21 protein-coding genes are annotated in these 25,918 nt (G+C 74.5%); 9 read left to right on the forward strand and 12 right to left on the reverse strand.

Annotated features, from left to right (window positions below):
* A partial coding sequence (locus GQS09_RS05890; protein ID WP_165984948.1) for a PHP domain-containing protein occupies positions 1-238 on the reverse strand: 238 nt, incomplete at its 3' end.
* A 423-nt stretch (positions 239-661) separates the two neighbouring features.
* Between GQS09_RS05890 and GQS09_RS05895 the strand changes: the two genes are divergently transcribed.
* The gene (locus GQS09_RS05895) at positions 662-1,003 is read left to right on the forward strand and encodes a GNAT family N-acetyltransferase (protein WP_165984918.1); all 342 of its coding nucleotides are present in this window, start codon (positions 662-664) and stop codon (positions 1,001-1,003) included.
* A 94-nt stretch (positions 1,004-1,097) separates the two neighbouring features.
* Positions 1,098-2,009, forward strand: coding sequence for a formate dehydrogenase accessory sulfurtransferase FdhD (gene fdhD / locus GQS09_RS05900; protein ID WP_165984919.1), 912 nt, complete (start codon positions 1,098-1,100; stop codon positions 2,007-2,009).
* Here the strand turns inward: fdhD and GQS09_RS05905 are convergent.
* On the reverse strand, positions 1,931-2,992 hold the full coding sequence (locus GQS09_RS05905; protein ID WP_313896007.1) for a bile acid:sodium symporter family protein: 1,062 nt from the start codon (positions 2,990-2,992) through the stop codon (positions 1,931-1,933). The two genes, fdhD and GQS09_RS05905, sit on opposite strands and share 79 nt — an antisense overlap.
* A 97-nt stretch (positions 2,993-3,089) precedes the next feature.
* Between GQS09_RS05905 and GQS09_RS05910 the strand changes: the two genes are divergently transcribed.
* Complete coding sequence (locus GQS09_RS05910) at positions 3,090-3,923, forward strand: aldo/keto reductase (RefSeq protein ID WP_165984920.1); 834 nt, start codon at positions 3,090-3,092, stop codon at positions 3,921-3,923.
* A gap of 77 nt (positions 3,924-4,000) precedes the next feature.
* Here the strand turns inward: GQS09_RS05910 and map are convergent, their stop codons facing one another.
* Positions 4,001-4,768 (reverse strand): type I methionyl aminopeptidase, encoded by a 768-nt coding sequence (map, locus tag GQS09_RS05915; RefSeq protein WP_165984921.1) that lies wholly within the window; start codon positions 4,766-4,768, stop codon positions 4,001-4,003.
* 88 nt (positions 4,769-4,856) lie between these two features.
* Between map and GQS09_RS05920 the strand changes: the two genes are divergently transcribed.
* The 3 genes from GQS09_RS05920 (at position 4,857) to GQS09_RS05930 (ending at position 8,382) form a co-directional block, all read left to right on the forward strand.
* Positions 4,857-5,147, forward strand: coding sequence for a helix-turn-helix domain-containing protein (locus tag GQS09_RS05920; protein WP_165984922.1), 291 nt, complete (start codon positions 4,857-4,859; stop codon positions 5,145-5,147).
* Positions 5,148-5,682: 535 nt separating this feature from the next.
* Positions 5,683-7,215: a glycoside hydrolase family 16 protein gene (locus GQS09_RS05925; protein ID WP_165984923.1), complete on the forward strand. Its 1,533-nt coding sequence runs from the start codon at positions 5,683-5,685 to the stop codon at positions 7,213-7,215.
* Between the two features lie 210 nt (positions 7,216-7,425).
* Entirely contained in the window at positions 7,426-8,382 is a 957-nt protein-coding gene (locus GQS09_RS05930) for a LysR family transcriptional regulator (protein WP_165984924.1), read from the forward strand.
* Positions 8,383-8,469: 87 nt separating this feature from the next.
* Here the strand turns inward: GQS09_RS05930 and GQS09_RS05935 are convergent, their stop codons facing one another.
* The gene (locus GQS09_RS05935) at positions 8,470-11,793 is read right to left on the reverse strand and encodes a S8 family peptidase (RefSeq protein ID WP_165984925.1); all 3,324 of its coding nucleotides are present in this window, start codon (positions 11,791-11,793) and stop codon (positions 8,470-8,472) included.
* Between the two features lie 480 nt (positions 11,794-12,273).
* Between GQS09_RS05935 and GQS09_RS05940 the strand changes: the two genes are divergently transcribed.
* Positions 12,274-13,794: a S1 family peptidase gene (locus GQS09_RS05940; protein ID WP_165984926.1), complete on the forward strand. Its 1,521-nt coding sequence runs from the start codon at positions 12,274-12,276 to the stop codon at positions 13,792-13,794.
* 240 nt (positions 13,795-14,034) lie between these two features.
* Positions 14,035-14,994, forward strand: a complete 960-nt coding sequence (locus tag GQS09_RS05945; protein WP_165984927.1) for a LysR family transcriptional regulator — start codon at positions 14,035-14,037, stop codon at positions 14,992-14,994.
* Between the two features lie 468 nt (positions 14,995-15,462).
* Here GQS09_RS05945 and GQS09_RS05950 read toward each other — a convergent pair whose 3' ends face one another.
* Positions 15,463-16,554, reverse strand: a complete 1,092-nt coding sequence (locus GQS09_RS05950) for an MBL fold metallo-hydrolase (RefSeq protein WP_165984928.1) — start codon at positions 16,552-16,554, stop codon at positions 15,463-15,465.
* Positions 16,555-16,760: 206 nt separating this feature from the next.
* Between GQS09_RS05950 and GQS09_RS05955 the strand changes: the two genes are divergently transcribed.
* A complete protein-coding gene (locus GQS09_RS05955; RefSeq protein WP_165984929.1) occupies positions 16,761-17,579 on the forward strand; it encodes a class I SAM-dependent methyltransferase in 819 nt (272 codons plus the stop codon).
* 584 nt (positions 17,580-18,163) lie between these two features.
* Here GQS09_RS05955 and GQS09_RS05965 read toward each other — a convergent pair.
* From GQS09_RS05965 to GQS09_RS05995, 7 genes are all read right to left on the reverse strand, one after another.
* Entirely contained in the window at positions 18,164-18,625 is a 462-nt protein-coding gene (locus GQS09_RS05965) for a CBS domain-containing protein (RefSeq protein WP_165984930.1), read from the reverse strand.
* 213 nt (positions 18,626-18,838) lie between these two features.
* The gene (locus GQS09_RS05970; protein WP_165984931.1) at positions 18,839-19,387 is read right to left on the reverse strand and encodes a DinB family protein; all 549 of its coding nucleotides are present in this window, start codon (positions 19,385-19,387) and stop codon (positions 18,839-18,841) included.
* A complete protein-coding gene (locus tag GQS09_RS29105; protein WP_313896008.1) occupies positions 19,384-20,322 on the reverse strand; it encodes an LD-carboxypeptidase in 939 nt (312 codons plus the stop codon). The genes GQS09_RS05970 and GQS09_RS29105 overlap by 4 nt, the downstream gene beginning before the upstream one ends.
* Before the next feature lie 47 nt (positions 20,323-20,369).
* Positions 20,370-22,451 carry a prolyl oligopeptidase family serine peptidase gene (locus GQS09_RS29110; RefSeq protein WP_165984932.1) on the reverse strand — a complete coding sequence of 694 codons (2,082 nt, stop codon included), beginning with the start codon at positions 22,449-22,451 and terminating at the stop codon, positions 20,370-20,372.
* Between the two features lie 96 nt (positions 22,452-22,547).
* Positions 22,548-23,939 carry a M20/M25/M40 family metallo-hydrolase gene (locus GQS09_RS05985; RefSeq protein WP_165984933.1) on the reverse strand — a complete coding sequence of 464 codons (1,392 nt, stop codon included), beginning with the start codon at positions 23,937-23,939 and terminating at the stop codon, positions 22,548-22,550.
* Positions 23,940-24,080: 141 nt separating this feature from the next.
* Complete coding sequence (locus GQS09_RS05990; protein ID WP_165984934.1) at positions 24,081-24,914, reverse strand: M55 family metallopeptidase; 834 nt, start codon at positions 24,912-24,914, stop codon at positions 24,081-24,083.
* A 122-nt stretch (positions 24,915-25,036) separates the two neighbouring features.
* A complete protein-coding gene (locus GQS09_RS05995; protein ID WP_165984935.1) occupies positions 25,037-25,771 on the reverse strand; it encodes a class I SAM-dependent methyltransferase in 735 nt (244 codons plus the stop codon).
* Positions 25,772-25,918 lie beyond the last annotated feature (147 nt).

A 25,918-nucleotide genomic window follows, 5' to 3' on the forward strand; every position in this document is an offset into this window, starting at 1 on the left:
CCGCCGCCCCGGAGGGGGCGAGCGGGGCGACGGCCAGGTCCGCGCCGAGCACCGGGCGCACCCCGTGCCGCACGCACGCCTCGATGAAGCGGGGCACCCCGGCCACGGTGTCCCGGTCGGTGAGCGCCAGCACCGGCATGCCGCGCCCGGCGGCGCGCTCGACCAGCCGGCCGGGCAGCGAGGCGCCGTAGCGCGCGGAGTACCCGGACGCCACATGAAGGTGCGCGAACGGCGGCATCCCGGCCGCTTCGCCCCGCCCGCCCCCTCCGTCCAGCAGCGCCATCGGCTCCGCACCTCCGTCCGTCCTGCCCGTCCTGCCCGTCCCGTGCGACCCGTCCCGTGCGGCCCGCCGGCGGACCTGCCGTCCGCCGGAACCGCGGGGTCCGCCGGTCCCTCACCGGCGTGTCCGGCTTCCCTTCACCTCGCCTCAGCACCACCATAAACCAGACATCGAATGTGTGTACGATTAACTCCCCGGTGCAGGTCTTGGCTGCTCAGCGCGGTATATCAGGGCAAGAACGGACGAATCCCCTGGCCGAAACCGTTCGTTTCCGGCCAGGACCCGCCGGGGACTCGGTCAGCAAGGAAGCGCCGGGACAACGGGCAACGGGGGAGCCACGGGGAACCGCCCACGGGGACCCACGGGGGCAAGGAGAAGAACATGGCCACTGCGGAACCGGACACCTCACCGAGCGCGGAGCCGCGCATCACCGACAACGGCGAACAGTCACGCTTCGAGCTCCATGTGGGTGACGCACTGGTGGGATTCGCCGAGTACCGGCTCGGCAAAGCACGGATGACCGTCACCCACACCGAGATCGATCCGGACTACCGGGGCCAGGGCCTGGCCTCCCGGCTGATCCGGCACGTGCTGGACAGCGCCCGGGAGCGGGAGCTGCCGGTGATCCCCCAGTGCCCCTACACCAACCGCTGGATCATCCAGCACCCCGAGTACGTCGGGCTGGTGCCCGAGGACCAGCGCGCCCGCTACGACCTCGCCTGACCCCGGCCGGCCCCGGCCGGCCCCGGCCGGTCCGCATGCTGTGATCGCGGTTCACGCTCTTGGCCCGGCGTCCCCGGCTGCCATCATGGCCACCATGGGACGCATCACCGAGCGACGCAGGATTCTCCGCATCCGGGACGGAGCGGTCACCGCGCGCACCGACACCCTGGCGGGCGAGGAGCCCCTGGAGATCCGGCTCAACGGCAGGCGGCTCGCGGTCACCATGCGCACGCCCGGCGACGACTTCGCGCTGGCCGCCGGCTTCCTGGTGAGCGAGGGCGTGCTCGGCCGGCCCGGTGAACTGGCCCGGATCACCTACTGCTCCGGCACCGACGACACGGGCGCCAACACCTACAACGTGGTGGACGTGCGCCTGGCCGGAGGCGTCCCGCTGCCGGAGTTCTCCCTGGAACGGAACGTCTTCACCACCTCCTCCTGCGGGGTGTGCGGCAAGGCCGCGCTGGACGCGGTGCGCACCACCTCCCGCTGGCCGCTGCCCGGCCCGGAGGCGGAGGGGAAGGCAGGGGACCCGGGCCCGCTGCTGTCCCCCGGGCTGCTGGCCGCACTCCCCGGCCGGCTGCGCGAGGCCCAGCGGGTCTTCGACCGCACCGGCGGCCTGCACGCGGCGGGCCTGTTCGGCGCCGACGGCCGGATGCTGGACGTCCGGGAGGACGTGGGCCGGCACAACGCGGTGGACAAGGTGATCGGCCGGGCCCTGCACCAGGGGCTGCTGCCGCTGGCCGGCACGGTGCTGGCGGTGTCCGGCCGGGCCTCGTTCGAGCTGGCGCAGAAGGCGGTGATGGCCGGCATCCCGGTGCTGGCCGCGGTGTCCGCGCCGTCCTCGCTGGCCGTGGAGCTGGCCGAGGAGGCCGGGCTGACCCTGGTCGGCTTTCTGCGCGGCAACTCGATGAACGTCTACGCCGGCGCTCACCGCCTGGACCTGTCGTCCTCCCCCGCCGCGTCCGGGGCGTCCGGGGCGTCCGGGGCGGCATCCGCCGCCCCCTGACCCCCCTCCGGACCCGGCTCCTGCCCGGCCGCGGCCGCGCGGCCGCGGCGGCGGGCCAGCACCGCGCCCGCGATGAGCTGCATCTGGTGGAACAGCATCAGCGGCAGCACCGCCAGCGCGGCCCGCTCCTCGAAGATCACCCCGGCCATCGGCAGCCCGGCGGCCAGCGACTTGGTGGAGCCCGCGAACAGGATGGCGGTCCGGTCGGCGCGGGCGAAGCCGAGCTTCCGCGTGCCGTAGCCGGTCAGCAGCAGCACCACGGCCAGCAGCACCGCCGCCACCCCGGCCAGCGCCAGCAGCCGCTGCCAGCTCACCTGGCCCCAGATGTCCTCGTTCATCCCCTGGGAGAACGCCGCGTAGACCACGATCAGGATCGAGCCGCGGTCCACCAGGCCCAGCACCACCCGGTGCCGGGTGACGAAGCCGCCGATCCAGCGGCGCAGCAGTTGTCCGGCCAGGAACGGCAGCAGCAGCTGGGAGGCGATCTTCAGCAGGGAATCACCGCCGAACCCGCCGCTCGCCCCGATCAGCAGCGCGGCCAGCAGCGGGGTGAGCACCACCCCGGCCAGGCTGGAGAACGAGCCGGCCGCGATCGCCGCCGCCACATTGCCGCGGGCCACCGAGGTGAGGGCGATGGCCGACTGCACGGTGGAGGGCACCACGCACAGGAACAGCAGCCCGGTGTACAGCTCCTCGGTGACCAGCCAGGGCACCAGCCCGCGGCAGGCCAGGCCGAGCGCCGGGTAGAGCAGGAAGGTGCAGGCCAGGATGGTGAGATGAAGCCGCCAGTGGCGCAGCCCGGCCACCGCCTCGGTGGTGGACAGCCGGGCGCCGTAGAGGAAGAACAACAGGGCGATGGCGCCGGTGGCGGTGGCGTCCACGGCGTCCGCCGCGGTGGAGCGGGCGGGCAGTGCGGCGGCCAGTCCGACAGTGGCGAGCAGCAGCACCAGATAGGGGTCGATCAGCCGGACAAGTCTGCGCACGCCCCATTATCACCAGGTGCCACCAGGCGGAATGCGACCCGGGTCGTGATAGTTGTGTCAGGCGCACATCGACCACCTCAGGTAAGGACCATTTCACGTGAGCACCGTGCCCGACGTGACTCTGAACAACGGTGTCCGGATGCCCCAACTCGGGTTCGGCGTCTGGCAGGTCCCGGACGACGAGGCCACGGACGCCGTCGGCCGCGCGCTGGATGCGGGGTACCGCAGCATCGACACCGCGGCCGGGTACCACAACGAGAAGGGCACCGGCCGGGCGCTGGCGGCCTCGGGGCTGCCCCGCGAGGAGCTGTTCCTCACCACCAAGCTGTGGAACCGCGACCAGGGCTACGACGCCGCCCTGCGCGCCTTCGACCGCTCCCTGGAGCGGCTCGGTCTGGACTATGTCGACCTGTACCTGATCCACTGGCCCACCCCGCAGTACGACGCCTACGCCGACACCTGGAAGGCGCTGACCCGGATCGCCCAGGAGGGCCGGGCCAGGGCCATCGGCGTGTCCAACTTCAAGCGGGCGCACATCGAGCGGATCGTGGCCGGGACCGGGGTCGTCCCGGCGGTCAACCAGATCGAGCTGCACCCGCATTTCCCGCAGGCGGAGGCCCGCGCCTTCCACGCCGAGCAGGGCATCGCCACCGAGGCGTGGTCCCCGCTGGGCCAGGGCAAGGGGCTGCTTCAGTCGCCGGAGCTGGCCAAGATCGGCGACCAGTACGGCAAAACGCCGGCCCAGGTGGTGCTGCGCTGGCATCTCCAGCTCGGCAATGTGGTCATCCCCAAGTCGGTGACGCCGTCCCGGATCAAGGAGAACATCGACGTCTTCGACTTCGTCCTGACCGAGGACGACATGGCCCGGATCGCCGCCCAGGAGACCGGGGTCCGGATCGGGCCCGACCCGGACGACTTCAACCTCCGCTGACCCCGGCCCACCCGCCGCCGCACCGCGGCGGCCCGGGCCGCCGGGTCCCGGGCCGCTGCGGGCGGGTCGGGGAAGGGTCAGGGAAGGGTCAGGATGCGGGGGCCGGAGTCGGTGATGGCGACGGTGTGCTCGAAGTGCGCGGCGCGGCTGCCGTCGGCGGTGCGCAGCGTCCAGCCGTCGCCGTCGATGCGGTAGTCCTCGCCGCCGCCCGCCATCAGCATGGGCTCGATGGCCAGGGTCAGGCCGTGGCGGAGCCGGAAACCGCGGCCCGGGCGGCCGCGGTTGGGCACGTCCGGGTCCTCGTGCATCCGCCGCCCGATGCCGTGCCCGCCGAAGTCGCGGGGCATGCCGCAGCCGGCCTCGCGGGCCACGCCGCTGATGGCGTGGCCGATGTCGCCCAGGTGACGGCCGGCGGTGGCGGCGGCGATCCCGGCGTCGAGCGCCCGCCGGGTGGCGTCGATCAGCGCCTGATCGGCCGGGCGCGGGGTGCCGACGGTGAAGGTGACCGCTGCGTCGCCGGTCCAGCCGTCCAGCACCGCTCCGCAGTCGATGGAGACCAGGTCGCCGTCGCGCAGCCGGTAGCCGCCGGGTATGCCGTGCACCACGGCGTCGTTGACGGAGGCACAGATCACCGCCGGGAAGGGGACCGGGGCGAAGCGCGGCCGGTAGCCCAGGAAGGGGGAGCCGGCGCCGGCCTTTGCCAGGACGGCGCGGGCGGCCTCGTCGAGTTCGCGCAGGGACACCCCGGTGTCCGCCGCCTCCTCCACCGCGGCCAGCGCGTTGGCCACCACCCGCCCGGCCTCGCGCATGACCTCCAGTGCCGCGTCGCTCTTGATCTCCACCATTCCGCCGTGCTCCTCGCTGTGCGCTCCGCCGTCGCCCGGTCCTGCACCGGCGCGTCCCCATTACTATACCGGTATTAGAATGGGCGACATGGTGAGGACCCCCCTGACGCCCTCGGAGCGGCGGCGCGGCGAGCGCTTCGGAGCACTGCTGCGCGAGGCGCGCGGCGAGCGCAGCATGGCGGACGTGGCGGCGGCGGCCGGAGTCTCCGCCGAGACGCTGCGCAAGATCGAGACCGGGCGGGCGCCCACCCCGGCCTTCTTCACCGTGGCGGCGCTGGCCACCGCGCTGGGCCTGTCCCTGGACGAACTGGCCGCCGCGGCCTGCGCCGAGGAGGAGACCGGGGCCGCCACGGCGGCCGGGGCGGCTTCAGCGGCCTGAGGCGGTCGGATGGGCCCGGGGCAATCCGCCCGGCCGCCGGCACCGAAGAGAGAGCGGGCGGAGGAAACGGGCGGCGGTGCGGCGGGACACCCCGCCGCACCGCCGCCCGCGCCCGGCCGCCCCGCCCGTCCGGTCCGGAGGAACCGCCCATGCCGTCCGCATCCCCGCCCGTGCCGCCCGGCCGCTTCCGGCCCCCGCCCCGCCCGGTGCCCCGCCGCCGGCCGGGAGGTGCGGGCGCGTGAGGGAACCGGTTCCTCGGACGGCGAGGACGCGGCCGACGGCACCAACGGCGGCGGCGCGGCGGCCGAGGCCCCGGCGGAGGACACGGCCTCGGAGCCCGGTTCCGCCGCGGAGAGCCGACGCGGCACGGAAAGTTCCGGAACCACCGACTCGTTGACTGGCTCATCGAACCGGGCCTATGAAGTGCTTGGAGCGCTCCCGAAGGCGGTCCGAACCGCGTCGGCGCCGTGCATGTCCCGGCCCCCGGCGCCGGATTCGGGCTGTCCCCCCACTCGCCTACCGCAGGAGCCCGCGCATGAGTACGCACACCCTCGTTCCGCCGCCGCGCGCCGCCCGCGGCCGACGCCGCCGTACGCTGCTGGCCGCGCTCGGCGCGTTCGCCCTGGCCGCCGGAACCGTCGTCACCACCGCTCTGAACCCGGACACCGCCGCCGGCGCCGTGCCGCCGGCCACGGGCGGCTGGAGCCTGGAGTGGAGCGACGACTTCAACGGTCCGTCCGGCAGCCTGCCGTCCTCCGCCAACTGGCAGATCGACCTGGGCCACGGCTACCCCGGCGGCCCGGCCAACTGGGGCACCGGGGAGATCCAGCGCTACACCGACTCGCCGCAGAACATCAGCCTGGACGGCAACGGCAACCTGCGCATCACCGCGCTGCGCAGCGGCGGCGGGGAGTGGACCTCGGCGCGGATCGAGACCCGGCGGGCCGACTTCAAGGCCCCGGCCGGCGGCACCCTGGCCATCGAGGGCCGGATCCAGATGCCGAACGTCACCGGGCAGGCCGCACTGGGCTACTGGCCGGCGTTCTGGGCGCTCGGCTCGCCCTACCGGGGCAACTACTGGAACTGGCCGGCCATCGGCGAGTTCGACATCATGGAGAACGTCAACGGCCTGAACACGGTCTGGGGCGTGCTGCACTGCGGGGTCAACCCCGGCGGGCCGTGCAACGAGACCAACGGCCTGGGCAACAGCCGCACCTGCCCGGGTGCCTCCTGCCAGTCGGCGTTCCACACCTACCGCTTCGAGTGGGACCGCTCGTCCTCGCCCCACACCCTGCGCTGGTTCGTGGACGGCCAGGAGTACCACAGCCTGAACCAGAACCAGTTCGACGCCACCACCTGGTCGGACATGACGGACCACGCCGGGTACTTCCTGCTGCTCAACCTGGCCATGGGCGGCGCCTTCCCGGACGGGGTCGCGGGGCACGCCACCCCGACCGCGGCCACCGTGCCCGGCCACTCCATGGTCGTCGACTACGTCGCCGTCTACACCCGTGGCGGCTCGGGCAGCAGCGGCGGAAGCGGCAGCGGCGGCAGCGGGGGTGACTCCGGTGGCTCGACGGGCGGCGAGGACCCGCCCTCCTCCCCCACTCTCTACCTGCGTCCCTCCGGCGGACTCGGCGACGCCGCGGCCTCCGGCAGCAATGTCACGCTGGCCTCGGCCGGCGGCACCAACCACGACGGCACCCCGTACCAGCCGCAGGTGTTCACGGCGCACAACGTCTCGGGCTCCTACACCGGCGGCCAGACGGCCTTCGACCTCTTCGTGGACGCGGGCACCACGGTCGCCAACGGCCAGCAGATCCGCGTCTCCTACGACCGCACCTCGGACGGCAGCTGGGACCGGGTGGAGACCTTCCACTACTTCGCCACCGATCCCGTCCCGGGCTGGGAGCACTACACCCACACGGCCGGGCTGAAGTCCTCCAGCGGCAGCCACGGCACCATGTCCGGCGGCCGGGTGCGGGTGGAGGTCTGGAGCGCCATCGGCAACGGCACCAGTACGGTCGGCATCGGCAACCAGTCCCGCATCACCATCCCCTTCAGCTGACACCCGCCCCACCGCTCGCACCGCACGTCACCGGCCCTCCCGTCCGCCCCACGGTCTTCGGGAGGGCCGGCGGCGTCCGCACTCCGAACGCCCTTGCCGCCTACCGGACAGGTGTCCTACCGTCCCCGTACAGCTCCTTCCCAGCGGTCGCGGCGCGGCGGCCGAACGCGGGCTGCGGTCGCCACGGCCGATACCTGGATCGGAGTACACATGGATCTGGAGCTGCGGCATCTGCGCACCATCCGGGCGATAGCCGACGCGGGCAGCCTCACCAAGGCGGCGGGCGAACTGGGCCTGGCCCAGCCCGCGCTCTCCACCCAGCTGCGGCGCATCGAGCGGCTGCTCGGCGGCCCGCTGTTCGTGCGCGACCACTCCGGCGCCCGGCTCACCGCCCTCGGCGAGCTGGTGGTGGAACGCGCCCGGGTGGTCCTGCCGGCCGTCAGCGAACTCCAGGAGGAGGCCATCCGCCTGGCCCGCGCCGCTCCCGCACTGCACAAGCTGCGGCTGGGCGGCACCCACGGCCCGCTGCTGGCCTGCCTGGTGGACCGGCTCTCCCGCGACCTGCCGGACCTGCCGGTCTCCGTCCAGACGTCCTGGTCCGTCGAGGAGATCAGCGCCCTCACCACCGAGGCCCGCCTGGACTTCGCGCTGGTCGGCGTCTGCGGCACCAGCCAGGCCCCGCTCGCCGACCAGCTCACCTGGCGCACGCTGGGCGTCGACCCGGTCTTCGTGATGCTCGCCGAGACCCATCCGCTCGCCGGACGCCCGGAGCTCCAGCTCAGCGACCTCGCCGACGAGCGCTGGGCCAGCGCCCCGGGCGACGGCTGCTTCGGCGACTGCTTCGCCACCGCCTGCGCCCGCGCCGGCTTCGCCCCGACCTCGCTGCTGGAGTCGGAGATCTCCTCCTGCCTCCACCTCATCCAGGTCGGCCGCGCCGTGGGGCTGTGCCGCGCCACCTTCGCCCCGGCCCCCGGCATCGTCACCCTGCCACTGGCCGGCACCCCGCTGAGCTGGCGCCACCTGCTGGGCTGGCAGCCCGGCTCCCCGGCCGCGGACGCCGCCGACACCGTCGCCGCGGTGGCCCGCGCCGCCTACCACGACGCCCTCTCCCGCAACCCCGTCTACGCCGCCTGGCTCCCCCGCAACCCCGCCTACGGCCCCGCCTGACCCGCTGCGGCGGCGCCCGGCGCCGCCCGCTCACGCGGCCCGGCGCCGGGCGCCCCGCTCCTGCGCGGTGGGGCTGTCCGGCCGGTCTCAGCGGCCGAGGGTGTAGGCCCGGTGGATGGTCTGCACCAGCCGGGCCCCGGTCTCGTCGGTGACGTCCGCCCGCAGCGAGACGTGCTCGGCCCCGCGGGGGTGGCGCAGCCAGAAGGAACCGCTGCGCAGCGCGGTCACCGGTTCCCAGCTCTCGCCGCCGTCGTAGGAGACCTCGAAGGCGATGTCCGCCACGCCCTCCTGTGCCGCGGTGCCCTGCAGGGTGTACGGGACGCGCAGCCACCGGCGGTTGCCCGCGCTGCTGTCCAGCGCCAGGCGGGGTGCGAAGCGGACCACGGTGGCGGGGAGCTCCGCGGGCTGTTCGTCCTGCGGCCGGGCGGAGGTGAAGGTCCACTCGGCGGTGACGCGGGTGCTGACGCCGGCCACGTCGGAGTCGCGGTAGACGTCCGTGGTGAGGCGGTACTCGGCCTCGTCCGCCGGGACGCGGACGGGCTGCCCGGTGAGCTCGGAGCGGTCCTCCCAGATCCGCTCCCCGTTCCGGTACAGCACCGAGAGCGGATTGCGGACCTGCCAGAACCCCAGGTGGTCGTCTCCGTCGGCGAACAGCGGCACCGCGGCGCTCAGGGTGTTGCCCCGGCGGGTGATGCCGGAGCTGCCGTCCTTCAGCGACGGGCCGATGACGGCGGTGTTGAACCGTTCCCGGTGGCGTTCGCCGGCCGCGTAGTCGCGGATCTCCGTCCGGTAGGTCACCCGCGAGCCGGGGTCCTGGCCGGTCTGCCGGAAGTCGAGCTGCCAGCGCGCGTCGGCCGTGCGCAGGTACTCCACGGCGGTGTCCGGCAGGCCGTGCGTGAAGGGGGCGCTGAGCGCGTCGACCGCGTTCATCACCGGCCGCGCGAGGTATTCACCGGTCCTGTCCGGCACGGAGGCGCCCAGTCCCACGTCCACCCGGGCCAGTTCGTCCCGCGCGGTGTGGTGGGTGAACCCGGTCGGCAGTGCGGCGCGCCGGGTGAACACCGGCCGGTAGCGGACCGGGGCGTCCCGGCCCTCGGTGCGTTCCCAGATGCCCGAGACCTGCGAGGTGAGTGCCCCGCCGGGCAGTTCGGGGCCGAGGTGGGCGGTGCGCAGTCCGTCGAAGGAGACACCGGACCGGCTCGCGAAGTAGACGCGGCCGTCGTAGGAGGCGCGGTAGCCGACCGAGGCGAGCCGCTGCTCGGCGCGGGCATCGGGCACGGTGACCTCGACGGGCCGGGCCCGGCGGGCGTCGAGGTCCACGGTGATGTCACGGTCGAGTTCCAGCAGCGGCCGGTTGAGCCAGTCGGTGCCGGTGATCTCGCCGCCCTCGGTGGTGAAGATGTCGGTGTCCACCGCGAACGCCCCGCGTTCCAGGCGCAGGGTGACGGTTCCGTCGCTGTCGTAGGGCGTGGAGCGGGTGAGGTTGTCCAGCCCGATCAGGGTGGTGGTGTAGTCGGCGGTGGGTTCTCCGTCCCGCCCGGTGTGCCGGAGGGTCAGGTCGTAGGACTCGGGCTCCCGGTACACGCCCAGGGCGGTGCGGACCGTGGTGCCGTCCTCCGCCTGCGCGGTGAGGAGACCGGAGTAGTCCCCGTAGGCCTCGCCGACGCTGGTGTCGGCGAGCACGTCCACGGTGGCGGTGGCGCCGGCGGGCACGGTCACGGTGTCCTCGGCGGTGTCGAAGACCGCCACGGGGACGTCCACCCCGCCGGGTCCGTAGCTGTCGGTGGACAGGGTCAGGGTCACGGGTTCGTCACCCGTGTTGCGGTAGCCGAGCTGCTCGGTGGCCGGTTCGGTGTCCTCGTGCGGCCACCGCTGCACGCCGAAGCCGACGACGGCGCGGTCGTGGGAGACGGTGCCGGAGACGGCCCCGGGCAGCTGCACCCGGCCGGTTCCCTGGTCGTGCGGGGATGCCTGCACCGGGTGTGCCACCGTGGCGGTGAGCTGCTGCTTGATCCGTTCGCCGGTCCAGTCGGGGTGCTGCTGGGCCAGGATCGCCGCGGCGCCGGCCACGTGCGGGGTGGCCATCGAGGTGCCGGACAGCGAGACGTAGCCGTCGGTCACCGGTTCGCCGATCACCCCTTCCTCCGCCGCCGCGGCGGCGATGTCCACGCCGGGCGCGGTGAGGTCGGGCTTGACGGCGTGCGCGGCGGTGGGGCCGCGGCTGGAGAACGCGGCGATCCGGTCGGCGTCGTCGACCGCGCCCACGGTGAGGGCCTCGGGGGAGCTGCCGGGGGATTCGACGGTGCCCGCACCGGGGCCGCTGTTGCCCGCGGCGACCACGAAGAGCGTGCCGGACTCCTCGGAGAGCGCGGCGAGCGCGGCCTCCACCGGGTCGGTCTCCGGGGTGTCCGGGCCGCCGATGCTGAGGTTGACGACATCGGCGCCCTGGCCGACGGCCCATTCCATTCCGGCGATGATCCAGGACGCCTGGCCGAAGCCGTTGTCGTCGAGCACCTTGCCGTCCAGGTACCGGGCGCCGGGGGCGGTACCGGTGTAGGTGCCGCCGGACTGCTCGCCGCCGCCCACCGCGATGGAGGCGACGTGGGTGCCGTGCCCGTACCGGTCCACGGGTTCGCCGTCGCCGGTGAAGTTCCGCTGGGCGGCTTCGCGTCCCTGCAGGTCGGGGTGGGTCTGGTCGACGCCGCTGTCGAGCACCGCGACCGTGGCACCGGTGCCGTCGTAACCGGCTTCCCACGCCTCGGGGGCGCCGATCTGCGGAACGCTCTCGTCGAGGACGGCCCGGTAGGGGGCGTCCAGCCAGATGCGCTCGATGCCGTCGTCGGCGAGGAGGTGTCCGCTGCCGTCCCCGGCGGTGAGGTCCCGCCAGACGGTGTCCGTTTCGGCCTTGCCGACGCTGACCGCCTCGGCGTCGATGCTGGGCAGCGGGCGCCCGGCCCGGGCGGGGGCGCCGCGCAGCGGTCCGGCCGCTCCGGATGCCGGGTTCTCGTGGCGGACGATGAGCGGCAGATCGTTTCTGCGGTCGTCGTCGTAGCCGGCCCGGACCAGCTCCCGCACGTCGAAGAGGCGGTGGTCCACCGTTCCGGAGCGGATCAGGGCGGCGGCGTCCCGGGGGACGACATAGGTGTGGTTCTCGTCGCCCCGCACGGACACGGGGATGTCCTCGCGGTCCGGTGCGGGCCGGACCGCCGCCACCCGGCCCCGGGCGTCGACATCGACGCGGTCACCGGTGAGCAGGGTGACGGTGTGCAGCGGCTCGCCCTGCTGCCGGGCGGCGCCGGCCGCGGGGGCGGTGGGTTCGGTGGCCGGCTCCGCTGCCGCGCCGGAGGCCGGCAGCAGAGCGAGGGCAAGGGTTGCGGTGAGCATGCCGGCGGTCGAGGGAACTCTGCGCATGGGTGTCTCTTCCGTGACGGGGATGCGCCGGGGAGCCAGGCAAACATGGAGCGGCGACCGAGGACCACACCACTTCGCCCCGTATCACGGCGATTTCGCCAGGTACCACCTGCTGGGCGGTTCTTGGTCCGCATTGCCCCGACCACCGGTCCACCGCCCCGCACCTCCGGGCACACCGGCACAGCATCAGGAACAAAGACCAGTAAAAGCCGCAAAGAACAACATAAGTGACGGTGCATATCCGGCTGAAACAGACGCAAGCCGCCACTCTCCCGCGACCGCCTCCGGCACGGCCGCCCCAGTCCTCCGGGGCGCAACACCGCAGCAGGGCCGCACGGGGCGCACAGCCGCCCGAGGTCCTGGAGCGGGGCGGAGGCGAGAGGTATAACACCGCGGCAGGACTGAGCTGACGGGTACACGTCAGCGTGAGGGGTCGACTACGGTTCCGGCAACCCCCCACCGAAAGTGAGGAGACCCCTCATGCATCGCAGACGTGGTGCGCTGTTCGCGGGAGGCATCGCGATAGCCGCGCTGACCCTCACCGCCACACCCGCGACAGCCGAGTCGTCCGCAGACGCCGCCGAACAGGCGGCGGAACGCGCTGCAGCCCAGGCCGCGGAGAAGCTCCCAGCCGGCATGCTCAAGGCCATGCAGCGCGACCTGGGCCTCACCGAGGCGCAGGCCAAGTCCCGCATCACCAACGAGTTCAAGGCCGGCCGGGAGGAGGCCGGGCTGCGCGCCGAACTGGGCGCGAGCTGGGCCGGCTCCTGGGTCACCGGCAAGACCTCCGACGAGGTCGTGGTGGCCACCACCGACGCCGCCGAGGTGGCGGCGATCGAGGCCACCGGCGCCACCGCCGAGGTCGTGGACGACAGCCTGGCGGACCTGGACGCCGTCAAGCGGGCGCTGGACCGGGCCGGCGCCGAGCACGCCACCACCGACGCCCCCGTCTGGTACGTGGACGTCACCAGCAACACCGTGGTGCTGCACGCCAAGAAGACCGCGGCGGCCCGGGAGTTCGTGGCCGCGGCCGGCCTGGACGCCTCGGACGTGAAGATCGTGCGCTCGTCCGAGTCCCCCCGCCCCTACTACGACGTGCGCGGCGGCGAGGCGTACTACATGGGCAGCGGCGGACGCTGCTCGGTGGGCTTCTCGGTGCGCCGCGGCTCGACCCCCGGTTTCGCCACGGCCGGGCACTGCGGTCGCGCCGGCACCACCACCTCGGGCTACAACCAGGTCTCCCAGGGCACCTTCCAGGCCTCCAGCTTCCCCGGGAACGACATGGCCTGGGTCGCGGTCAACTCCAACTGGACGGTGACCCCGTACGTGCGCGGCAGCGGTGGGTCGAACGTGTCGGTGGCCGGCTCCACCCAGGCGGCGGTCGGCGCGTCCATCTGCCGTTCCGGCTCGACCACCGGCTGGCACTGCGGCACCATCCAGCAGCACAACACCAGCGTCACCTACCCGGAGGGCACCATCACCGGCGTGACCCGGACCTCGGTGTGCGCCGAGCCCGGTGACTCCGGCGGCTCCTACATCTCCGGCAACCAGGCGCAGGGTGTCACCTCCGGCGGCTCCGGCAACTGCCGTACCGGCGGTACCACCTACCACCAGCCGATCAACGAGATCCTGTCCACCTACGGGCTGACCCTGGTCACCACCGGTGGCGGCGACCCCGACCCGCCCACCGGCTGCTCGGGCTACCAGTCCACCTACACCGGCTCGCTGAGCAGCAACGGGCAGGCGGTCCAGCCGAACGGCTCGTACTACTACTCCTCGTCCTCCGGTACCCACCGCGGCTGCCTGGACGGTCCCAACGGCACCGACTTCGACCTCTACCTGCAGAAGTGGAGCGGCTCCAGCTGGCAGACCGTGGCCCAGGGCATCACCTCCGCCGCGGACGAGACGGTCAGCTACAGCGGCACGTCCGGCTACTACCGCTGGATCGTGCACGCCTACAGCGGCTCCGGCTCCTACACCCTCGGCATCACCCGGCCCTGACGGGCGGAACGGGCAGGGGTGAGGCACAGTGAGGCACAGGAACCGGCCCCGGCCACCGGGAGTTCTGGACGGTCGCTGACCACGGCACTGCCTCTCCCCTGATCACCGCAGGTCAGCGATGTGCGCCCGGCGCGCACAGCGGCCCGCCGCAGCCCATCCGGTGCGGCGGGCCGCCGCGGCGTGCCCGGGGAGCGCCGTCCGGTCTTGCCCGGTCACAGGCGGTGGCAATAGCTTCCCGGCATGGATCTGGAGTTGCGCCACCTCAGGATCATCCGTGCGATAGACGACGCGGGGAGCCTGACCCGAGCGGCCACCACCCTGGGGCTGGCCCAGTCGGCGCTGAGCGCCCAGCTGAAACGGATCGAGCGGGCGCTCGGCGGTCCGCTGTTCGAGCGCAGCCGGCACGGTGCCCGGCCCACCGCGCTCGGGGAACTGGTGCTGGACAGGGCCCGGGTGCTGCTGCCTGCGGTCCGGGAACTCCAGGAGGAGGCGGTGCGGTTCGCCAACACCCTGGAGGACCTGCCCCGGTTCCGGCTGGGCGGCACGCACGGCCCGATGCTCGGCGGCCTGGTGGACGCGCTCGCCACCACCAATCCGCGGGCCGCCATCTCGACGGTGACGAGCTGGTCGGTGGAGGAGCTGAGCGAGCTGGTGGTGGCCGGGCGGCTGGATTTCGCCATGGTCGGCACCTGCGGCGAGTCCAGCCCGCCCGCCGACGAACAGCTGAGCTGGCGCACGGTGGGCCGGGACCCGATCTTCGCCATGCTCGCCGAGGACCACGCGCTGGCCAAGGAGCCGGAGGTGGAGCTGGGGCAGCTCTCCGGCGAGCAGTGGGTGGACGCGCCCGGGGACGGCTGCTTCGGCGACTGCTTCTCGGCGGCCTGCGCCCGGGCCGGCTTCACCCCGACCTCGGTCTACGAGATGGACACCTCGGCCTGCGTGCATCTGGTGCAGCTGGGGCGGGCGGTGGCGCTCTGCCGGGCGACCTTCCCGCCCACCCCGGGCATCGTCACCGTGCCGCTCGCCGGGACGCCGCTGAGCTGGCGGCATCTGCTGGGCTGGCACCCGGCGGCGGCCGCCGCGCGCGCCGCGCCCGGGGTGCTGGTGCACGCCAAGCAGGTGCACCGGGAGGCCGCCCGGCGCAATCCCGTCTACGCCCGCTGGCTGGCCGGCAACGCCCGGTTCGGCACCGCTGGCTGAGGCCCCGGGCGGCCCGCCGGGCAGGAGCGGGGGCGGGGGCGGGTCACGGGAGAGGTCAGGAGGGGCCACGGGGGACGTCACGGGGGACGTCACGGGCGGGGCGAGTCATAGCACGGCGAGAGGGGTTCTTTGAGAGGTGCCGCGGCACGGCCGCCGGCACTACGTTTTTCCGCAACCCCGCATGACAGCAGGAGGGCGGTGGGCGTCACCGGCGCCGTGCCGTCCTGGGCCCGGCACCGGCGGCCACCCGCCTCCGGCAGCACCGCGGCAAGGAACTGGTCCGGGCGGTGAACCCGATTCCCTCCCAGTACGGCCTTTCCCTGGTGACAAGCCACTTCCCGGTCCGGCCGCCGCAGGCCCGGCGGTGGCCGGAGGGCTTGTCACCGGCGGCCCGCCGGATCGCGCTCGGAAGGGCGTTCCGGCGGGCCGCCGCGTGTCCGCACGCCAGCCGCGGGTACGGGCCGCGCCTCAGGGCAGTGCGCGCGAGCCGCCGACCGGCAGGTCCCACAGATCCGCCCGGTCCCGCCCGGCGGCCGCCCAGGCCGCCCGCACCCGGTGCAGCGGCTCCAGCGGCGGCTCTCCGGAGAGCAGGAAGGTCCCCCAGTGCATGGGCGCCATCCGCCGCGCCCCCACGTCCGCGCAGGCCCGCACCGCCTCCTCGGGATCGGTGTGCACGGTGCCCTGCATCCAGCGCGGCGCATAGGCACCCACCGGCAGCAGGGCCAGGTCGATGCCGGGATGGCGGGAGCCGATCTGCGAGAACCAGTGGCCGTAGCCGGTGTCGCCGGCGAAGTAGACCCGGTGGCCGGCCGGTCCGGTGAGCACCCAGCCGCCCCACAGCGAGCGGCAGGTGTCGGTGAGGGTGCGCCGGGACCAGTGGTGGGCGGGCACGAAGCCGAACCGCACGGTGCCGGCGTCCGCCGGGCGGGCGGGCAGTTCGGCGGTCTCCCACCAGTCGAGGTCGGTGACCCGGGTGAAGCCGCGCCGCCGGCACCACGCGCCCAGGCCGGCCGGGACGAACAGCGGGGTGTCCGGGGGCAGCCGGCGCAGGGTCGGCAGGTCCAGATGGTCGTAGTGGTTGTGCGAGACGACCACGGCGTCGATCTCGGGCAGATCCCCCCAGGGGACGCCGACCGGGGTGATCCGGGGCGGCGTGGCCAGGATGCGGTCGGACCACACCGGGTCGGTCAGCACGGTCAGCCCGCCGGTGCGGACGATCCAGCTGGCGTGGCCGGCCCAGGTGACGGTGGTGGTCCCGGCGCCGGCGGGCGGCAGCGGCTCGCGGACCACGGGCAGCTCCCCCGGCCCGGGCATGGTGCCGGGGGCGGGACGCAGGGTGCCCTGGCGGGCGGCCCGCACCAGGGTGGCCAGACCCGGGAGCGGGGCGGTCAGACGGTCGGCGAAGGTGCGCGGCCAGACCCGGGGGGCTCCGAGCGGGCGCGGTACCTCGTGCGGGGCGGGACGCGCGGCGGGGTGCCCGGCCGCGGTGCTGCGGCGCAGGCCCGGGCGGGGCGGGGTGGTGCCGGGGACGCCGTCGGTGGTGGTGCGCCGGTCGGTCATGGCCTGCTCCCCTCTGCCGCGCCGGGCGGCCGGGTCCGCGCGGGCGTCTGTGTCTGCTCCCACTCATCCGGCGGAGCCCCGGCGGCGGCAATCCCGGTACCGCCGAACCGGTGAACCCACACCACGGCGTCCGCATCGCGGAACGATATTGACCAGTATGCAAGACGGCTGGGAGGCTGGCCGCCCGCCGCGGGAGGGAGCCGGCCATGCCGTCCACGTCGTCGCCGAAAGCCGTGTACACGCACGGGCACCACGAGTCGGTACTGCGCTCGCACCGCTGGCGCACCGCGGAGAACTCCGCCGGATACCTGCTGCCCCGGCTGCGCCCCGGGCTGTCCCTGCTGGACGTGGGGTGCGGGCCGGGCACGCTCACCGCGGACCTGGCCCGGCTGGTCGCCCCCGGGCCGGTGACCGCACTGGACGCCGCCGGGGCGGTCCTGGACACCGCCCGCGCCGAGGCCGCCGCCCGCGGGCTGGACAACGTCCGGTTCGTCACCGGGGACGCGCTGGCCCTGGACCTCCCGGACGACTCCTTCGACGTCGTCCACGCCCATCAGGTGCTCCAGCATCTGGCCGACCCGGTGGCCGCGCTGCGCGAGCTGCGCCGGGTCTGCCGGCCCGGCGGCACGGTGGCCGTGCGGGACGGCGACTACGCGGGGATGCACTGGTATCCCACCTCCTCCGGCATGGACCACTGGCAGCGGCTGTACCGGCAGGTGGCCCGCGGGGCGGGCGGCGAGCCGGACGCCGGGCGCCGCCTGGCGGCCTGGGCGCGGGCGGCCGGCTTCCGGGAGATCACCGCCTCGGCCTCGGTCTGGTGCTTCGCCACGCCGGAGGACCGGGCCTGGTGGAGCGGGCTGTGGGCGGACCGCACGGTCGCCTCGGACTACGCCGCGCTGGCGGTGGCGAACGGCCATGCCGCGCCCGAGGAGCTCGCCGCCGTCGCGGAGAGCTGGCGGGCCTGGGGAGCCCATCCGGACGCCTGGTTCGCGGTCCCGCACGGCGAACTGCTCTGCACCGCCTGAGCACCCCCCGGGCGCCGCCCGGCCGGCCGGCCAGGTGCCGCCGCCCGGGGTCCGCCGGTCAGCGACGGCGGCGCATGGCCAGGACGGCGCCGGTCAGGCAGCCGATCAGCAGCGTCCCGAACAGCGCCTGCCACAGTGGCATGGTCACCTCGGGGACCAGCAGCCGGATCTCGACCCGCCGGGTGTTCTGGAAGACGAAGACCAGCGTCACGGCGACGACCACGAGTGCGGCGATCCGGCCCGGGGTGAAGAACTCCCGGGCGCCGCCGGCCCGCTCGCCGCCCCCTTGTGCACGCGTACCCATGAGCCCAGCCTGCGCCCTCCGGGCCCGNAAGACCAGCGTCACGGCGACGACCACGAGTGCGGCGATCCGGCCCGGGGTGAAGAACTCCCGGGCGCCGCCGGCCCGCTCGCCGCCCCCTTGTGCACGCGTACCCATGAGCCCAGCCTGCGCCCTCCGGGCCCGCCGCGCGCGCCGGACGGGCCATACGGGCCATACGGGCCATGCGGGCCGGGCCCGGAGAGCGCAGGCGCCGCCGCCCGGGGCGAAGGCCCGGGCGGCGGCGCGGAACGCGGTGCCGGGATCAGGAACGGGCCAGGTGCCCGGCTCCGGAGGCTCCGCGGTGGGTCGGGGCGTAGACCCGTTCGGCGAACTCGGCGAGCTGGTCGTCCGTCAGGTGCCGGGCCAGATCCGCCTCGCTGATCATGCCGACCAGCTTCTTGTTCTCGTCGATCACCGGCACCCGCCGGATCTGGTTCTGCTCCATCTCCCGGAGCACGTCCTCCACGGTGGCCGTCGCGCTCACCCAGCGCGGCGTGCCCTCGCAGATGTCACCGCAGGTCACCCGGGACGGGTCGTGCCCCGCGGCGATGCACTTCACCACGATGTCGCGGTCCGTGACGATGCCGCACATCCGCTCGTTCTGGTCGCTGACCGGCAGCGCGCCCACATCGAGGTCGCGCATGATCTGGGCCGCGCGGTCCAGGGTCTCGGTGGCGGGAATCCACCGGGCCCCCTCGTTCATGATGTCGCGGGCAGTGGTCATCCTGTGCCTCCTGGATAGGTATGCCGCCACGGTCGCCGGCCGGCGTCCCGCCGCCGGGCCGTGCCGCACGCGGGCCGCACTCCGGGCCGTGCGCGGGCAGCGGGAAACACCGCAGCCGCGGCAGTTCCGGGTCGGCACCAGACTAAGCACGAAATGTCCGTCCTGCCCGTTGTGATGTTCCGTCCGCGGCGCCCCCGGGCGGGGCCGCGGCGGCTACTTCCCGGTGCGGCCGTCGAGCAGCTCCCGCACGACGTCGAGCTGCCCGGCGTGCCGGGCGTACTCCTGGAGCAGGTGGAACAGGATCCAGGCCAGGGTCGGGCTCTCCGCCTTGTCGCTGTACGCCCCGCCGGTCTCGGCCCGGTCGGACAGCGCGGCCTTGGCGGTGATGACCCGGGAGCGCTCGCACTGGTTGCGGTAGCGGGCCACCACCTCCTCGGCGGTCACCCCCTGCGGCACCGCCCAGCGCCTGGCCGGGCCGTAGTCGCCCCACGGGGCGGGCACGTCCTCGCCCTCGAAGCCCCAGCGCAGCCAGCGTCGCTCCACATGCGCCAGATGCCAGAGCAGTTCCAGCGGCGTCCACCCGGAGGGCACCCGGCTGGAACGGAGCTGCGACTCGGACAGACCGTCCAGTTTGGCGAGAATCGTCTCCCGGTAGAAGTCCAGGTACTCGGCCAGCAGCTGATGCGGGTCATCGAGCTGGGACGAGGGCTCCTCCCGCACGGCGGGCGGTGGCGGTATCGGGGAGTTCGGCGGGGGTGTCATCGCAACACCGGCTCCTTGTAGACGAGGGCTGCCGTGTCAGTGTCCAGGGTGACAGGTACCCCGAGGGCCATGGTGAAAGGCTCCGGTCCGTGGCCGAAACCGAGCTCCTCCAGCACCGGAACGCCGAGGTCGCCCAGCCGCTCGGCGAGGACCGGACGCACCTGCGCATAGGCCCCGCACTCCTTCCAGGAGCCCAGCACGATCCCGGACACGCCGTCCAGCCAGCCGGCCCGCCGGAGCTGGGTCAGGCGGCGGTCCAGCCGGTAGGGCGGCTCCCCCACGTCCTCCACCAGCAGAATGCCGCCGGCCGCGGAGCGGCGGCCGTCCGGGGTGCCCTGGCTGTCGGCGAGCAGCGCCAGACAGCCGCCCAGGGTGACACCGGAGGCGGTGCCGGGCACCAGCGGGGCGGCGGCGGGAGAGGTGACGGTGGTGACGCTGTCCGGCTCGAAGAGGGTGCGCCGCAGATGCTCCTGGGCGGCCGGCTCCTCGGGGAAACCCTGCTCGGCGGGCATCGGGCCGTGCAGGGTGACCAGGCCCAAGCGGGCGGCGATGGCCTCGTGCAGGGCGGTGATGTCGCTGTAGCCGACGAAGACCTTGGGGCCGGCGGCGCGCATCGCCGCCCAGTCCAGCAGCGGGACCACGCGCTGGGCGCCGTAGCCGCCGCGGACGCAGAAGACGGCCGAGACCGTGGGATCGCACCAGGCGGACACCAGGTCCCGGGCCCGGTCGGCATCGGTGCCGGCCAGGTAGTCCAGCTCCGGGTGGACGTCCAGCACATGGCTGCCGGTGACCACCTCCAGGCCCCAGCGCTGGAGGACGGCGATGCCGGCCGCCAGCCGGGCCGGGTCCACCGGGCTGCTGGGGGCGACGACGGCGACCCGGTCGCCGGGCCGCAGGCGGCGGGGCCGGGTCAGTTCGGGTATCGGCTCGGCCACGGGCGGGCCCTTTCCGGTCGGCGGTGACGGGGGCGGGGGCGGGGCGGTCAGGGACGCAGTTCCAGGCGCGGCACGTCGTCCCGCTCCACACCGAAGCACTGGAGGTAGAGGGAGAGTTCCGCCTGCACCGCCCGGCTGATGGTGTCCGCGCGGCGGAAGCCGTGCCCCTCGCCCTCGAAGGCGAGAAAGGCGTGCGGCACGCCGCGCCCGCGCACGGCGGCCAGGAACCGTTCGCACTGCACGGGCGGGCAGATCACGTCGTCCAGCCCCTGGAGCAGCAGGAACGGGACCCGCACCCGGTCGGCGTGGGTGACCGGGGAGCGTTCCCGGTAACGCTCGGGGACCTCCTCCAGCGGCCCGACCAGGCTCTCCAGATAGCGGGACTCGAAGTCGTGGGTCTCGTCGGCGGCCCAGCCGGTGAGATCCAGGATGGGGTAGTAGACGGCGCCGCAGGCGAACAGGCCGCCGGTGCCGTTCTCCCCGGTGAGGGCGACGGCGGTGGTCCAGCCGCCGGCGCTGCCGCCGCGGATGGCCAGCCGGGCCCGGTCGGCGAGGCCGCGGTCCGCGAGGGCCCGGGCCACGGCCGCGCAGTCCTGCACGTCCACCACGCCCCACTGCCCGCGCAGCCGGTTGCGGTAGGCCCGGCCGTGGCCGGTCGAGCCGCCGTAGTTGACCTCGGCGATGCCGATGCCGCGCGAGGTGAAGTAGGCGATCTCCAGATCGAGGACCGCCGGGGCACGGCTGGTGGGGCCGCCGTGCGCCCAGATCACCCAGGGCGGGGCCGCGCCGGGCGGGCCGGTGCGGTCCGGGCTGCGCGGCGGGTAGAGCTGGGCGTGGACCTCCCGGCCCCCGGGCCCGGAGACGGTCAGCGGCTCCGGCTCGGGCAGATGGGCGGGGTCCACCAGATCCCGGTGGTGCGCGGCGACCGTCCGGCCGCGGCCGGTGCGGGTGTCCAGCTCGACCAGCTCCCAGCCGCGCCGCGGGCCGGCCGCGATGCCGGTGACCCGGGTGCCGGTGACGGCCAGCGCCGCGGCCCACTCCGTCCACGGGCCGGGGGCGTCGGTGAGCTCGCCGGTGGCCGGGTCGAGTATCCCCAGCCGCAGGCCGCCGCGGCCGTGCAGCACGGCGATCAGGCCGTCCTCCAGAGGGGCGAACCAGCGCAGGCCGATCTTCCACAGGGCGTCGCCGAACTCCTCCTCGCGCGGGCAGAGCGGCCGGGCGTCCACCGGCCCCGGGCGGCCGTCGTCCGGGTCCGGCGCAGCGGCCCGGTAGAGGTTCCACCAGCCGGTGCGGTCGCTGACGAACAGCAGGCCGCCGTCCGGCGCCCATTCGGCCTGCACCAGGGATTCCTCGGGCCCGCCGGCCACGGTGCGCACGCCGGTCAGGGCACCGTCGCTGACCCGGGCCAGTTTGAGCTCGGTGCCGTCCCAGGGCATCCGGGGGTGGTCCCAGGCCAGCCAGACCGCCCGGGTGCCGTCCGGGGACAGGCGCGGCCCGGTGACGAAGCGGTGCTCGTCCGTGGTGAGTTCCCTGATCGCCGCGCGGTCCGCGGCGGCCGAGCCGTCCAGCGGCACGGCGGCCAGCACCCGCCGCACCTCGGTGGGCCGCTCTCCGGTGAACTCCTCCAGCACGCACCACACCTCGCCCCGGCCGGGCAGTACCACCGGGTCGCACCAGCGCAGCCCGCCGCCGGTGGCGGAGAGCGGGGTCAGCGGGCGCGGCCCCGCCGCCGGGGAGCCGGAGGCGCCGGCCGCGCCGGGTTCGAGGGCGTACAGGCGCTGGTCGGTGAAGTGGGTGAAGACGACCAGCGGGCCGCCGTGCTCCCGGGGTGCGCCGGCCCACGGGGTGCCGCCGTACTCCAGCACCCGGTTGCGGACGTTCCAGGGCGCGGGCAGCACCTCCTCGGCGGTGCCGTCCTCGGGCCGCAGCCGCATCAGGGCGCGGCGTCCGGCCTCGGCGGGGCGCGGCTCGGTCCACCACAGCTCGGTGCCGACCGCCCCGGCGTACTCGGGGCGTCCGTCGTGCGCGGCGACCAGGGCGGCGTCCACCGGGGACGGCCAGGTGCCGTACGGCGCGGGCACCGGTCCGGACCGCCGCCGGGGCACGGAGCGGATCACCGGCTCGGACATCGTCACCTCTCCCTCGGCGCTTCAGCGGTTCAGCGGGTCAGCGGGTCAGCGGTTCAGCGGTTCAGCGGGGTTGTCCGCGGGCGGCGGGGCGGGCGCTCACAGGGTGCGCAGCGCGCGGTCCAGCACCCGGGTGCCGAAGTGCAGCGCTTCCACCGGCACCCGTTCGTCCACGCCGTGGAACATCTGCCCGTAGTCGAAGCCCTCCGGCAGTTGCAGCGGGGTGAAGCCGTAGGCCCGGATGCCCAGCCGGGAGAACTGCTTGGCGTCGGTGCCGCCGGACATGCAGTAGGGCACCACCTTCGCCTCCTGGTCGAAGTGCTCCAGCGCGGAGCGCAGCACCGCGTAGCTGCGCGAGTCCACCGGGGCCAGCAGCGGGATCTCGTGGTGCTGGAAGGACCACTCCACATGCGGGCCGGTGAGTTCGTCCAGGGTGGCGGCGAACTCCTCCTCGGTGCCCGGCAGGGTCCGGCCGTCCACATGGGCGGTGGCGCTGCCGGGGATCACGTTCACCTTGTAGCCGGCGTCCAGCATGGTGGGGTTGGCGCTGTTGCGGACGGTGGCGGCGATCAGATCGGCGTACGGGCCGAGTTCGTCCAGCAGGGAGTCGATCTCCTGGTCCAGATGGGCCTCGCCGATCCGGGCCACGCCGTCCAGGTCCGGGCGGGGCAGGCCGCGCAGCTCGGCAAGGGCCAGCAGGGCGGCCCGGGTGACCGGGGTGAGCCGGACCGGCCAGCGGTGCTCGCCGATCCGGTGCACGGCCGCGGCCAGCCGGCTGACGGCGTTCTGCGCGTTGCGCTTGGAGCCGTGCCCGGCGCGGCCGTGGGCGGTGAGCCGCAGCCAGGCGGTGCCGCGTTCGCCGGCCGCCACCGGATAGACCCGGGTGCCGTCGCCGGGGTGGAAGGTGAAGGCGCCGGATTCACCGATCGCCTCGGTGCAGCCGTCGAACAGCACGGCGTGCTCCTGGACCAGGAAGCCGGCCCCGTAGGCGGCGCTGTCCTCCTCGTCCGCGGTGAAGGCGAGCACGATGTCGCGGCGCGGGCGGAGCCCGGCGCGGGCCCAGGCGCGGACCACGGCCAGCACCATGGCGTCGGCGTTCTTCATGTCCACCGCGCCGCGGCCCCAGACCACGCCGTCGCGGACCTCGCCGGAGAAGGGGTGCACGGTCCAGTCGGCGGGCTGGGCGGGCACCACGTCGAGGTGGCCGTGCACCAGCAGGGCACCGGCCCCCGGGTCGCGGCCGGCGATGCGCGCGACCACATTGGTGCGGCCGGGGGCCTTCTCCAGCACATGCGGTTCCAGCCCGGCCTCGGCGAGGAGTTCCGCCACATACTCGGCGGCGGGCCGCTCATGGCCCTCGCCGAGCCCTCGGTTGGTGGTGTCGAAGCGAATGAGTTCGGAGGTGAAGGTCACCGACTCGTCCAGGGCGCGGGCGTCCAGGTGCGCCTCGTCCGGCTGCACCACCGCGCCGACGGCCGCGGGTTCAGTCATGGCAGCGCTCCCAGGAGTGCCGGGGGCGGGGTGCCGGCCCGAAGATCTTCATGGGCCGTCACGTTACGCCCCGCTCCGACCTGGCAAAAGGGCCAGTGGGCCGCTGCACAGGTACAGACCTCCGGCAGTCGCCCGATCGGATCAGCCGTACCACTCCTCCACGGCTGCCGAAACCATGGTGGTGACCGCCTTGAAGCAGCGGATGCCCTGGTACATGTCGGGCGCGGTGAAGCCGACGCGGCGCTCGCCGGTCTGCACCACGCCGGGCACGACGGCGGCGGCCCCGGCCAGGTGCTCGGCGTCGAACTCGACTTCCACCCTGCGGGGCCGGGGCGGGGCCGGGTCGTGACGGTGCGCCAGGCGTACGGCACGGCGGGCCGCGTTCCGGATCTGGCCGGCGGTGCGGGCGGGCGGGCGGCAGACGGCCGCGTAGCGGGAGACGTAGTCCTTGACCGCGACGGTCTCGGCCCCGGGGGCCCAGCCGCGGGCGTCCAGGCAGGTGCGGTCGTCGCCGGTGACCAGCACCACCGGGGTGCCGTACTCGGCGCAGACCAGGGAGTTGAGCAGACCTTCACTGGCCCGTACGCCGTCCACGAACACGCCGGTGACGGAGTTGCCGAGGTAGGTGTGGGCGAGCACGCCCTCGTCCCCGGCGCCGGTGTGGTAGCCGAGGAAGGCGATGCCGTCCACGTCTCCGTGCTGCACGCCCTCGATCATGGACAGGTCCTTGTGGCGGCCGGTGAGCAGCTCGGCCCGCTCGTCGAGCTGTTCCAGCAGCAGGTTGCGCATGGTCATATGGGCCTCGTTGACCAGGACCTGTTCCGCTCCGCCGTCGCAGAAGCCGGCGATGGCGGCGTTGACGTCCGAGGTGAACATCACCCGGCAGCGCTCCCACTGGGGGGTGCCGGGCAGGCAGTCGGCGGGCCAGGTGACGCCGGTGGCCCCCTCCATGTCGGCGCTGATCAACACCTTCATGCCGGGTCACGCTACGCGGTCGGCGGCGGCGGGCGGAAGAGCGACAGGCACCGGCACCGGTCTGGACCGGTGCCGGTGCCTGCGCCGGTGTGCGGACGGCGCGGCCGGGCGGTGCGCCGGGGTCAGGCCGCCGGGCGGCCGGCGACCAGCCAGTTCGAGGGCAGCTCCAGCGGGTTGCCGTCCGGGTCCCGCTCGGTGGTGGCCAGCGGCAGGGTGCCGGAGGCGAGCACGGTCAGTCCGGCGCCGCGGAACAGCGCCGGCAGGGCCTCGTCGGCCAGTTCGGCGGGCGCCACACCGTGGTCGAACACGGCGGCCAGCGCGCGCGGCGGCCCCTCGGCCCGCCGCAGCAGGCCGGCCAGCACCCCTTTGGCGGCCTCGGCCGGCTCGACGATGAAGGCCCGGCCCCGGGAGCCGACCAGGGTGGCCACCGCTCCGGCGACGCCCGGGCGCACGGCGGGCGGAAGCTGGTGCAGCAGGCCCCGGATGTAGAGGTTGCAGTCGCCCAGTTCCTCGTGCAGCCGGGCGGCCATGGCGTTGTCCGCGGCGTCGCCGGTGCGGAACTCCACCGGCGGGCGCTCGCCCCGGTCGTCCACCTGGCGGCGGGCGCGGGCTATGGCGGACGCGGAGATGTCGATGCCCAGGACCGGCCGGAAGCGGTCGGCCAGGCTGATCGCCTGGGTGCCGTTGCCGCACCCCAGGTCGATCATGGGCAGCCGGGGACCGAAGTGGGTCTCCAGCACGGGGAGATGCCGGTCCGCGACCCGGTCGGCGGGCGCGTCCCAGAACACCTCCTTGGCGCCGTGCGGCGCGTCGCGCCAGAAGCCCTCCCAGTCGGGCGGCGTGCGTGTGGCGTCCATCAGTCCTCCCCAGTGAGGCCCAGTGCCGCCGCCGGATCGCCTCCGCCGTCCCGGTCCGTGGCCCTGGCCCTGTCGTGTCGAGCCCGCCCGGCGGCGCCGGCCGGCTCTGCTGCTGCTGTCGGTGCGTGCTGAACTGCCTGCTCAGTT

The sequence above is a fragment of the Streptomyces sp. YIM 98790 genome (assembly GCF_011421595.1).
Classification (GTDB): Bacteria; Actinomycetota; Actinomycetes; order Streptomycetales; family Streptomycetaceae; genus Streptomyces.

Coding starts and splice junctions, on each gene's coding strand:
- GQS09_RS05940 (WP_165984926.1), top strand. CDS start 12,274: ATGCATCGCAGACGTGGTGCGCTGTTCGCGGGAGGCATCGCGATAGCC.
- GQS09_RS05985 (WP_165984933.1), bottom strand. CDS start 23,939: ATGACTGAACCCGCGGCCGTCGGCGCGGTGGTGCAGCCGGACGAGGCG.
- GQS09_RS05895 (WP_165984918.1), top strand. CDS start 662: ATGGCCACTGCGGAACCGGACACCTCACCGAGCGCGGAGCCGCGCATC.
- GQS09_RS05925 (WP_165984923.1), top strand. CDS start 5,683: ATGAGTACGCACACCCTCGTTCCGCCGCCGCGCGCCGCCCGCGGCCGA.
- fdhD (WP_165984919.1), top strand. CDS start 1,098: ATGGGACGCATCACCGAGCGACGCAGGATTCTCCGCATCCGGGACGGA.
- GQS09_RS05970 (WP_165984931.1), bottom strand. CDS start 19,387: ATGACACCCCCGCCGAACTCCCCGATACCGCCACCGCCCGCCGTGCGG.
- GQS09_RS05920 (WP_165984922.1), top strand. CDS start 4,857: ATGGTGAGGACCCCCCTGACGCCCTCGGAGCGGCGGCGCGGCGAGCGC.
- GQS09_RS05945 (WP_165984927.1), top strand. CDS start 14,035: ATGGATCTGGAGTTGCGCCACCTCAGGATCATCCGTGCGATAGACGAC.
- map (WP_165984921.1), bottom strand. CDS start 4,768: ATGGTGGAGATCAAGAGCGACGCGGCACTGGAGGTCATGCGCGAGGCC.
- GQS09_RS05990 (WP_165984934.1), bottom strand. CDS start 24,914: ATGAAGGTGTTGATCAGCGCCGACATGGAGGGGGCCACCGGCGTCACC.
- GQS09_RS05950 (WP_165984928.1), bottom strand. CDS start 16,554: ATGACCGACCGGCGCACCACCACCGACGGCGTCCCCGGCACCACCCCG.
- GQS09_RS05995 (WP_165984935.1), bottom strand. CDS start 25,771: ATGGACGCCACACGCACGCCGCCCGACTGGGAGGGCTTCTGGCGCGAC.
- GQS09_RS05930 (WP_165984924.1), top strand. CDS start 7,426: ATGGATCTGGAGCTGCGGCATCTGCGCACCATCCGGGCGATAGCCGAC.
- GQS09_RS29110 (WP_165984932.1), bottom strand. CDS start 22,451: ATGTCCGAGCCGGTGATCCGCTCCGTGCCCCGGCGGCGGTCCGGACCG.
- GQS09_RS05965 (WP_165984930.1), bottom strand. CDS start 18,625: ATGACCACTGCCCGCGACATCATGAACGAGGGGGCCCGGTGGATTCCC.
- GQS09_RS05935 (WP_165984925.1), bottom strand. CDS start 11,793: ATGCGCAGAGTTCCCTCGACCGCCGGCATGCTCACCGCAACCCTTGCC.
- GQS09_RS05955 (WP_165984929.1), top strand. CDS start 16,761: ATGCCGTCCACGTCGTCGCCGAAAGCCGTGTACACGCACGGGCACCAC.